Source organism: Prevotella sp. C0209C1, assembly GCF_056583855.1.
Map to the genome: position 1 here is coordinate 1 of NZ_JBWPJP010000045.1, position 10,324 is coordinate 10,324.

A 10,324-nucleotide genomic window follows, 5' to 3' on the forward strand; every position below is an offset into this window, starting at 1 on the left:
CGGTGGTGTGAGAGGTCGGTGAACACGAAAGTAGGAAATAAACACCTATGATTAGGGTTTACCTCCTACTCGATTATAAACACAATGCTATATAAACATCTATAGCTTTTGTTTTATATTTCAATATTTATAACAAGAGATTTTAGTTTTTATGTACTTCGTTTTTGAGTGAAACATTTGAAGCTGTTAATTTGTTTGCTTTATGTTTTTATTGCACTAAAATCTTGTTGGTTATTTTTATTTAATATGTATGATATGCAAAGATAATTTGTTATTTTACCTCCCAAATATCATTTGTTTCGAGCATCTCCATAAAGTTATGATATGGTTTTTTAGCTTTAATTTCCTCTATTTGTTCATTAACGGCAGTATCGTAATTAGGTGCTTCAACATCACGGATCACGCCTAAAGCTATTGGGAAACCATTTTCGTTACTCATTAAAGCTAATTTTAGCTGCAATGTGTTATCTTGACAATGGGCGTCGTGTACCAAAATATCATTCAGAGTGTAGCCGTCTTCTCCTATCTTTACAACTTTTAGCCCAAAGCCTTGTTGCACCAAGCCATACTCTTTGTCTTTACCAAATACTAATGGCTCGCCATGTCTTACATAAATAGCGTTTTCCGATCTGCTCTTTGATGTGTATACAATGTCGTGGCAACCATTATTAAAAATTACACAGTTCTGTAATATTTCACATACTGCAGCACCTTTATGTTTTTGAGCTGCTTGAAGTATGCTTATCGTTTCAGCATTGTCCGTTGCAACACTACGTGCAAAGAAATTGCCACGTGCGCCAAAACAAAGTTCTGCAGGACGGAAAGGATCTTCTGTTGTACCAAAAGGGGTAGACTTAGATATAAATCCGCGAGGACTGGTAGGGGAATACTGACCTTTGGTAAGTCCATAGATACGATTATTTAGTAGTATCATGTTTAGGTCGATATTGCGACGCATAGCATGAATGAAATGATTGCCACCTATGGCAAGAGCATCGCCATCGCCAGATATTTGCCAAATAGTAAGTTTGGGATTAGTAACTTTAGCACCTGTTGCTATTGCTGCTGCACGACCATGAATAGTTTGCATGGCATAAGTGTTAACATAATAAGGTAGACGACTAGAACAGCCTATACCTGATATTACTGCTGTTTCGTAAGGCGGTATTCCTATTTCAGCCATGGCTTTTTGTAAGCTCGATAAGAAGAAATGATCCCCACAACCGGGGCACCATCTTGGAAGTCCCTTTTTATAATCTTGTGCTGTATATGTATTCATAATGTTAAGTTTTTATTGTAAGATTTTGTCGTAGAACGTTCCCTTGTTTTCTTTTGGTAAAGACTCTTTGATTAAATTTTCAAATTGTTTGACAAGTTCACTTACCACGAAAGGTTGTCCCTTTACTTTATTATATTGGTAAGGAGCAAAATTGTTAATTCTTATTCTTAATAAAGCTGCAAGCTGACCTAAATTTTGTTCAGCTACTACTACCTTATTATATTTAGCAAGAACCTCAGGTGTGTTCTTAGGTAGTGGGTTGATATATTTAAATTGTGCTAAAGCTACTTTATATCCTTTTTTTCTTAGCTCGTTCATAGTAGCATAGAGATGTCCATATGTGCTACCAAAACCAACAATTAGAAGCTCGGCGTCGTTTTTATCGCCTAATACCTCAAGGTCAGGAACTTTTATACGTGCTACCTTTTCCCATCGTAGATGATCCATTTTATCGTGATTTTCTGGGTCGGTGGATATAGCTCCTGTCTCGCCATCTTTCTCTAAACCACCTAATATATGAGTATAACCCTCTTTACCGGGTATTGCCCAATAACGTGCAAGATTTTCTTTATCGCGTTTGTAGGGTGTATATTTATACTTCATATCTTCTGTAGCAAAGTGAGGGTTGATATCAGGCAAATCATCTATATTAGGTAATTTCCATGCTGAAGAGCCATTGGCTATAAAAGCATCAGTAAGAAGCACCACTGGAGTCATATGTTCCAAAGCTATTTTACATGCATGGAAAGCAGCATCGAAACAGTCGGTCGGACTTGTAGCAGCAATTACAGGCATTGGGCTTTCTCCGTTTCTGCCATAAAGCACTTGCAATAGGTCGGTTTGCTCACTTTTTGTAGGCATTCCTGTAGATGGACCACCACGCTGAACGTCTATAATGACCAGTGGAAGCTCATCAATTACAGCTAAGTTCATTGCTTCACTCTTTAGACATATACCAGGACCTGAAGTAGAAGTGGCTGCTAAAGCCCCTGCAAATGCTGCACCTATAGCACTGGCACAGCCTGCTATCTCGTCCTCGCACTGCACTGTAGTAACTCCAAGCGATTTGTGTTTAGCTAATTCGTGAAGAATGTCAGTAGCAGGAGTAATAGGGTATGAGCCTAAGAAAAGACGTAAACCAGCTTTCTCTGCAGCTGCTATTAAGCCATAAGCTGTAGCTTTGTTGCCTGTAATATCCATATATCTGCCAGGAGTTTTATCGGTAGTTTCCACACGGTAAGTATTAGGCACTGACGAATGAGTGTTTGCTCCATAGTCGTAACCTGCTTGTACTACCTTTATATTAGCCTCTGCCAAATGCGGCTTCTTTGCAAATTTTTTGTTTAGATAGTTGTTTACCAGCTCTATATCTCTATTAAAAAGCCAACATACTAATCCTAAAGCAAACATGTTGCGACATTTTAATACAGATTTGTTGTCCATACCTGATGTAGAAAGACAGTCTTTTACCATAGCAGCAATAGGACAGGCTATAACAAAATCAGGGTCAATACCCATTTCTTGTAGATAATCTTCTGAAGAAAATTCGGCTTTTTTTAGATCACGTGAGTTAAACCCATCAGTGTCAATGATTATAATACTTTGTGGCTTACAGTGATGATATTGCATTTTTAGCGCAGCAGCATTCATGGCAACTAATACATCGCACTTATCGCCAGGGGTATACACCTTACCAGCACCTATATGTACTTGGAAACCACTAACACCCGTTAAGGATCCTTGTGGGGCACGAATGTCGGCAGGATAGTCAGGAAAAGTAGAAATGCCGTTACCTACTGTAGCGGATACTGTTGAGAAAATGTTACCTGCCAGTTGCATACCATCACCAGAATCGCCCGAGAAATGTACTACAACGTGATCTAAGTCTTTTACTTCGATTTGTGAGTCCATAATTAGTGTAGTTATAGATAAGTTTATGTTATTATTGTAGACAAAATTGCAAATTATTTCTTATTCTGCCAAATCTTTGGTAAAGAAAAGCAAAAATAGAAATTTTATTTATAACCTTTTTGGGTTTTTACTGATTAGATATGGTCTAAATATACAGGTAGGTAATATGCGTTAATGTTATATATATAACATTTTAAGTGTTATTTTGTTTTACAAACCATATTTACACTTGTTTTTATTATTATTTTTCCTTATTTGAGACCTATGCAAAACTCTTATCCTAAGATTTGCTCATTTCATCATATTTTTGTACCTTTATGGTATGAAACAAATTCTTTCTCCTCCCAGTTTTGCCGATGTCGTCCTCGGTCGGCGTAAGGTCAAGCAGACCTTTTTTTCCAAAATAGATAAATTAATCGATTGTACACCATCCGTGGTATCATAGAAATCGCTTATGCCAAAGGTTATAAATCAACAGGTCGTCCAAGTTATGACAGCTTGATTTTATTCAAGATAGAACTTCTTTGTACATGGTATTGTTTTAGTGATGGTGAAGTAGAGGAACAAGTAAACGATCGTCTTTCTTTCAGTCGTTTTGTTGGCTTGGGTTTAGAAGATACTGCTCCCGACAGTACTACAGTTTGCCGCTTTCGCAACACCTTGGTTGAAGCAGAACTTTATGATATGGTTCTCAATGAAATCAATCGGCAACTTGAGTCTAAAAGTGTCATCGTTAAGTGTGGTGCTATTATCGATGCGAGCATTACCGATACTCCACGCTGTCCGCGTGGACTCAAGTAGTATGAAGTAGTGGAAGACCGTAATGAAGCAGACGGTCGTGATAGTTCAGAAAAAGCAATAGTCAAGGAAGTTGTTAAGCCAAACGTTGATGGAGATGCAAGATGGATTAAGAAGATGAGCAAACTTCACTTAGGTTATAAGCGACATACTGTGATTGACGAGAATGGTTTGATTCTGGCAGAGGAAACAACTGCCGCCAATGAAAGTGACATCAAACATTTTGAAACTCCTTTACAGAAAGCCAGTCTTCCTGTTAGAACACCTGTCTATGCCGATAAAGGCTATAACTCTTCAGAGAACAAGGAAATACTTACTCGGATGAAGCTCAAGAGCAGAATCATATACAGAGGAGTTAGGGCAAGAAGATTACAGAAAGGGAGCAACGTATCAATGCTAGCATAAGTAAGATTAGATATAGAGTTGAGCGTACTTTTGGTTCTATGCATAGATGGTTTCATGCAGGAGTGGCAAGATATGCGGGTTTGACAAAGACACATGCACAACATATTATGGAGGCTGTTGCATACAATCTTTATCGAACTCCTGGGATTATTGTGTCCAATTCTCTCAAATAAGAGAGAAATATATATTAATAGGGGGTATATAAACCCTTTTGCTCCTTAGATAGGCTTTATTTTTAGATTTAATGTGGTTATAAGTGAATTTATGATAGGAAGAGAAGGTTTTGCAGAGGTCTCGGTATGCCCATATCGGCACAACTAAAAGGATTGGAAACCGACATTTATTCCGTTTGCAAAGGCAAGAAAAAGGATTGAAACACTATTCTCACAACTTACAGACCAATTCTTGGTCATCAGAAATTATGCGAAAATAACGAATGGTTTGTTTGCCAGAATCATTGGCAAAATTAGTGCGATCACCATCCTGCAATACGTAAACCTCATTAACAACAAGCCCATTGGCAGAATTAAGTATGCAATAAATTAATTCCGCCAACGGGGTAGCCTTCACTACTTCTATCTCGATTTCTGTCTCCACGCCCGAGCCGTCCAATGCCGTCGCTTTTATCATTACCTTTCCTGGCTTCAGTCCTTTTACACAACCGTTGTACACGGTTGCCGTCTCTATGTTACTCGATGTCCACGCACAGGTGGGATAAGTAGCATCGGTAGGCAACACATCGGTTCGCAGCACAAAGGTCTTGCCTTCTTCCACCTGCCTATCATCACGCTCAGCGACAAGGGCGATGGATGTCGCATTTACGGCAGACACCGATGCATCCAAGCCTTCGAAACTATACACGCTGCTGCCTGGTAGTTTTACGATAAGTGAGCGGTCTATATCAATGGGTATACCTTCTTTCAGCCCAACCAAAGCAGCTTGTTCTCCAAATGATTTATGCAACACTACACTTCCATTCACGTTGGCAGGAATATTAAGTGCCTCATGAAGTGTAAACTGGTATGTTTGCTCATCATTTCCACCATTGCGAAGCGTTAACACCGACTTTGTTCCATTCCATGCAGCCCAACCATAAACCGCTGTTTTGACGCCATTCCAAGGATTACCACCAACCCAATGTATATCAGGTAAGACATCGGCATTTCGTTTCTGCCATTGTATGCACTCTGCCAAGTCGCTCCACAGTTTGCCGTCAGCGATGTTGTTCATCAAGGCATAGTCGTTGTATAGTTCCACCATACCCGAACCACAGGCAAAGGCGCAACGCAATTCACGTCTGCATGCCTCATAGTCCATATTCTTGCTCACCTGTCCAAAGCGGGTGAGAATGAACCCATGAGTCATCAAGGTATTGATAGGACACAGCGGTGAACTCGCCACATAGTTTTGGTACACCAGTCTGTCTCGATAAGTAATCCAGTTTTCTCGGTCAATGGCATTATTACCAATGGTTCCATAATCGCCCTCCTGTCGCCAAGTAGCATCCGTAAAATGATACCAAAAAGGACTGGCCCAGGTACCTACCGTAGTGTTGAAAAAGATATCGCGCTTGAGGTTTTCACGCACATAACGCTCCAAGCGAATAATACCTTCAGCATTTTCGTTGCCTATATCGCCCTTGTCTGGACCTGTTGCAGAGAACTGTGCGGAGATGCCATCGAACTTAAAGAAGTTGAAGTTTCCGTTATGTTTAGTGAGATTGGTAGCCGCATCCAAGAATACTTTGTAGTAAGCAGGGTTTGAAAGCATCATGCCCCCTTTGTCTTTCCAATAGTTTCTGCGATATTCTCCGCTTTGTCCATACCCACCAACGGGTCCTAACCATGCGCCAACGCCAGCACCCATTGTAGCTGCTTTGGCTGCAATGTCGCGCAATTCGTTGGGAAAGCCTGCATGAAACGTCCACGTGCCGTAATTGTCCCATCCATCATCAATCACAAAACTGTTGGGAGCTACACCGTAACGGTCGTAGAGTTTTTCTTTCCATTGATTAAGAATGTTCAGCACCTGACTGGCTTTCATGTTGCCTGTGGGGTCTAAAGCGTTGTTGCGATCAATGTTCAGTTCGTACCATGAGATGTAAACTGGGTTTGAATGCCATGGTACAGCGCGCTCACGTTCGGAGTAAGCAAGGAACGAACGGCGTTTCTGTGTTTTATCTATGTCATTATTGGCTTGTTGCCCATCTTGCGCAACTAATCCCACAACACCTGATATTTTCCACGTTTCTCCATTTTTCAAGGTAGTGTTTCTACCCCAAAGTCCCTGTATTGGCACCAAGTTTTGTTGCGCTACGATGTTTTCCTTGGGCGAGAAAATGGCTACTGTCAGTTTGCTGGTAGCCGTTATCGTCTCGGTCTTTGTCTCCGCAAAGACACGCAAGTCAAATGCTCCATCGTAAGGAGCAATAAAAGAAAACGCATTATCTTTCTGGGTAGTACCCGTATACCCCTTGTGATAATCGCTGGCAGCAACGTCGCCGTGAGCATCCAGCAAGTCGGCCCCACCCAAGTTTAATCGGTGCGATCCACCTGTATAGCTGACCATTACCGACACCTTTTGATTCTTCTTCAATACAATGTCGTGCATGGTATAGGCACAAACCTGCGGATAAGCTGCACCAGTAGCTTCAATTACTCGCATGGGCAAACGAGCCTCATCAACCATCAACCATGATGCCACCTGCAAGTTCTCCTCTTTGTTGCTCACCAACTCGTACGCATGGTCGCTTCCTACTGCATTTCCCACGGAGTTGTATCCTACGGGATTCTCCAATCCTGCAAACAACTGATTGCTCAAAATCACAGCACCACGGGTGTTTCCCACTACTTGTGGCACACTACCAGCGGCTTTTGTATCTACTATATATAAAAGAGGTGTCACGCTGTGCATATCTACATCGCCCATGCCAGTTATCTCTATTTCGCTTCGTAGATAGTGACTACCGTCCCTTAGTACGGCTTTCCATACCATTTGCAGGGTGGTATCACCAAACTTGTATTCATACTTTGCCACCAATGCCTTACCAGGATAATGTTCCGCACCACCCACCGCTTGTGGGTTGGCAGGCAAGTCTACGAGTTCAACGCTCCTTAATTTCATGGCTGAGGCAGGAACACGCATGCCATTACCAAAAGTTACTACAAAGAGTTCGGTGCCCGGTTGCAGGCTCATGGCTTTGCATCCGGCAAAATACAGTTGTCCGTCTACTTTCATGAACGAGGCAGCCAACACATTGTTGCTCAAGGTGTACACCCCTTTCTTCTTAGTTGTGACAGCCACTCCAACGTTGTTTTGCTGTGCAGGGTACACCGCGGCATTGGCATAAGTGACAACAGCAGGCTGCACGGGAGTATTGGCATAAGCTACCGTGATGCGATGCAATGCGTCGTTGATGGATATAACGGCAAACTTGCCTGTTTGACGTGGTGCGACAATATCGGCTTGCTGCAGTGGTTGCAAGGTGGTGTAGACGTTACCAGAGGCATAGTACTCACCCTTGATTTGTATCTTTTCCGCTCCACTTACCTTGACGGTATAGCTATGGCGTACCATTTCTTTGATGTTCCACTTACTTCCGTTGTCCCGATTGCCACTATCGGTCCATAGTCCTACGGACAGCTTGCCGTCCAAAGGGTTGCTTGCACCTATGCCCTCAAACCAGTTGAAGTATAATGCAGCCTTGTCTCCTTGTGCCGTGACAGGTGAAATTTCGTAGCTACCGTTACCGACGGACGAAGTAACAAAATAGCATTGTTCGTTTTTCTGATCGCTGAGCGTAAGGAACGCTGTACCTGTTTCATACGATGGCGCCAACTGTATAGGTGAGCCACTTCTTGGCGCCGAAGCTGTAAATATAGTAGCTTCCAGTCTTTCCGTCAACGGCATAGAAGGCAAACAAACCGCAGTTTGCATCCGTCTGTGTAGGAGCAGTTAGCACATTCATGCTATAGCCGTTGCCATTGGTAATGACGTAAAGATGTTCGGGACACCCATCACTAGGCAAAGTGGTTGACGGCTGTAACACTTCAGCACCACAATGCAATGCGACGAGGTTGACCATCAAGATAAATAATAATAATGTTTTCTGAATCATAGAGATGAAAATATTTAGGTTCCTTAATTCCGCAACACTATTATAAATTAAACTTTTTAAGTACCTGAGCAACAAAAAGTTGCTTAGGATTTTGCTATGTCAGAATTTTCTCTTATATTAGTGTTGCAAAAAAAACAAGAGAATCCGACGATAGACATGGCGAAGATATAAATTAAATATGAGAGATCACTCCTTTTGGTGGATTATTTTCAATCATGGAGCAATTTGGCTCCACATTATCATCTGTAATCGACTCAACCATCGGTCTAAGGTGTAGATCGTTCGGCTATCAGTACAGCGAAATCATTTATTCTCTCAAGAGTATCTACTTCTGTGGCGGTTCATGTAGCCCAGGATGGCACTACTCATTTGATGAACCACCTCTCACTTCATCCGACACTTAGCACTTGTAGCTCTGATACTATCCTCAGAGCGATAAAGGAGTTGACGCAAGAAAACATTTCATACACATCAGATATGGGCAAGACCTACGATTTCTATACTACTGACCCATAATACTTCATTTCATTCTTTTTAAGCGGATTTTTCTTTGCTTGGATTACATACTTTATCATAAGCCCTTGAATTTAAGGGATTATTAATAGTCGCAAAGTTAGTATTTTTATTTCTAAATACAATATAAAAAAGTAAAGTTTCTGCTAAGAGAATGTGTGTTTGTTCGTTGGGGGACATGAATGCTTTCAGGGTCAGAAAGCACGGCATTCACCTTTCAAGCAGCAAAACGCTTTGCGCGTAAACGTTTCGTTAGCTGACACCAGCAAAACGTCAGTTTGTACCCACAAACTGCGCCCTGTTCCCCTCGTTAGACTATCGGGGAGATAAGACCATAATCACTCCGTTCTCATCGGTCAGTATTTAGGAGTTAAGGTAATAAATCATCTACAATGATAAACTTTCAAGGAAACTTATATGAACAGATACAAAGGAAAAGCTGCCCGATGGCAGCAACAGGATAAGGAAGAACAGAAGATGAACAAGACAGAGTTCATCAAAGTAAGATGCACCTTAGAGGAGAAGCAGCGTATCAAGTCAAAAGCGGAAAGCATAGGGCGGAGGGGTTCTCCGACTACTGCCGTGAGATACTCCTTAACGGCGAGATAATAGCCGTCCCCAAGATGACCGACAACGAGAGGGAAGCCATTGCCATCCTCCAACATACAGGAAGATTCTATGGGCAGGTTTCCAACCTCATTAAGCTCAAGGACGAGGATTATAACCCTATCAAAAATCGCATTAGAAAAGTGCAGAAAGAAGAATATTTCATCAAAAACGCTTGTTATTCGGTAATAAAGTATTATCCGTTGCAAACGGAATAACAAGCGTTCTTTGTTAGGCAGAAAACAGCGAAGCCGAGTAGCTCCCTCGTTTCCAAATCTTTACCAGTTTAGTTTTATAAACAAGGTAACTTATTTATTTTCAATTAGATACATTTTAATAATTATCTTACCTTGCAAAACATCACCTTTTACCCTCTAAAACATCATCTTTTGCTTTGCAACTAATCCTTGAAAAGGAAGAAAAATCGAAGTTGGTGTAAACTGACTGATAATGAGCAGGAAACGGAGTAATTTGCATAATACTGCACAGTTCGTAAAGAGTAGGAATATGCAGATTTAGGCAGAAGTTCAGTTACCAAAACGTTACCCGATTTCGTCATAGGTAACGATGAAGTAATGTTCAGTAACTGAATTATTTTCGCTCGTGTGGCTGTTGCTGCGGTCGGCAGTTTTCTGCATAAGTGAGGAACGCTTTAATTCAGGTAACTTTGCCCATAAAAATTAAAGCGTATGAAA

General features: G+C 41.4%; 4 protein-coding genes and 5 pseudogenes. 5 read left to right on the forward strand and 4 right to left on the reverse strand.

What is annotated here, in order from left to right; genetic code table 11:
- Nucleotides 1-271: 271 nt before the first annotated feature.
- Together AC1DCD_RS09645 and AC1DCD_RS09650 are read right to left on the reverse strand one after the other, a co-directional pair.
- On the reverse strand, nt 272-1,279 hold the full coding sequence (locus AC1DCD_RS09645) for a 2-oxoacid:ferredoxin oxidoreductase subunit beta (protein ID WP_353586067.1): 1,008 nt from the start codon (nt 1,277-1,279) through the stop codon (nt 272-274).
- Nucleotides 1,280-1,291: 12 nt separating this feature from the next.
- Nucleotides 1,292-3,190 (reverse strand): 2-oxoacid:acceptor oxidoreductase subunit alpha, encoded by a 1,899-nt coding sequence (locus AC1DCD_RS09650; protein ID WP_036855392.1) that lies wholly within the window; start codon nt 3,188-3,190, stop codon nt 1,292-1,294.
- 322 nt (nt 3,191-3,512) lie between these two features.
- Here AC1DCD_RS09650 and AC1DCD_RS09655 point away from each other — a divergent pair.
- A pseudogene (locus tag AC1DCD_RS09655) lies at nt 3,513-4,566 on the forward strand (IS5 family transposase).
- Between the two features lie 148 nt (nt 4,567-4,714).
- Nucleotides 4,715-4,939: pseudogene (locus AC1DCD_RS09660) on the forward strand (IS982 family transposase); the annotation flags it as partial.
- A gap of 108 nt (nt 4,940-5,047) precedes the next feature.
- On the opposite strand, the pseudogene AC1DCD_RS09665 reads toward AC1DCD_RS09660, so the two are convergent.
- Nucleotides 5,048-7,630, reverse strand: a pseudogene (locus AC1DCD_RS09665) (alpha-galactosidase); the annotation flags it as partial.
- 162 nt (nt 7,631-7,792) lie between these two features.
- Between AC1DCD_RS09665 and AC1DCD_RS09670 the strand changes: the two are divergent.
- Nucleotides 7,793-8,023 (forward strand): hypothetical protein, encoded by a 231-nt coding sequence (locus tag AC1DCD_RS09670; protein ID WP_231551726.1) that lies wholly within the window; start codon nt 7,793-7,795, stop codon nt 8,021-8,023.
- A gap of 190 nt (nt 8,024-8,213) precedes the next feature.
- Here AC1DCD_RS09670 and AC1DCD_RS09675 read toward each other — a convergent pair whose 3' ends face one another.
- The gene (locus AC1DCD_RS09675; protein WP_464641205.1) at nt 8,214-8,510 is read right to left on the reverse strand and encodes a hypothetical protein; all 297 of its coding nucleotides are present in this window, start codon (nt 8,508-8,510) and stop codon (nt 8,214-8,216) included.
- 215 nt (nt 8,511-8,725) lie between these two features.
- Between AC1DCD_RS09675 and AC1DCD_RS09680 the strand changes: the two are divergent.
- Nucleotides 8,726-9,020: pseudogene (locus AC1DCD_RS09680) on the forward strand (IS1380 family transposase); the annotation flags it as partial.
- Nucleotides 9,021-9,440: 420 nt separating this feature from the next.
- Nucleotides 9,441-9,790 (forward strand): annotated as a pseudogene (locus AC1DCD_RS09685) (plasmid mobilization protein); the annotation flags it as partial.
- Nucleotides 9,791-10,324: the final 534 nt, after the last annotated feature.

Excerpts from the sequence above, each read along its gene's own strand:
- AC1DCD_RS09645 (WP_353586067.1), bottom strand. The coding sequence starts at position 1,279 with ATGAATACATATACAGCACAAGATTATAAAAAGGGACTTCCAAGATGG.
- AC1DCD_RS09675 (WP_464641205.1), bottom strand. The coding sequence starts at position 8,510 with ATGATTCAGAAAACATTATTATTATTTATCTTGATGGTCAACCTCGTC.
- AC1DCD_RS09670 (WP_231551726.1), top strand. The coding sequence starts at position 7,793 with ATGCAATGCGTCGTTGATGGATATAACGGCAAACTTGCCTGTTTGACG.
- AC1DCD_RS09650 (WP_036855392.1), bottom strand. The coding sequence starts at position 3,190 with ATGGACTCACAAATCGAAGTAAAAGACTTAGATCACGTTGTAGTACAT.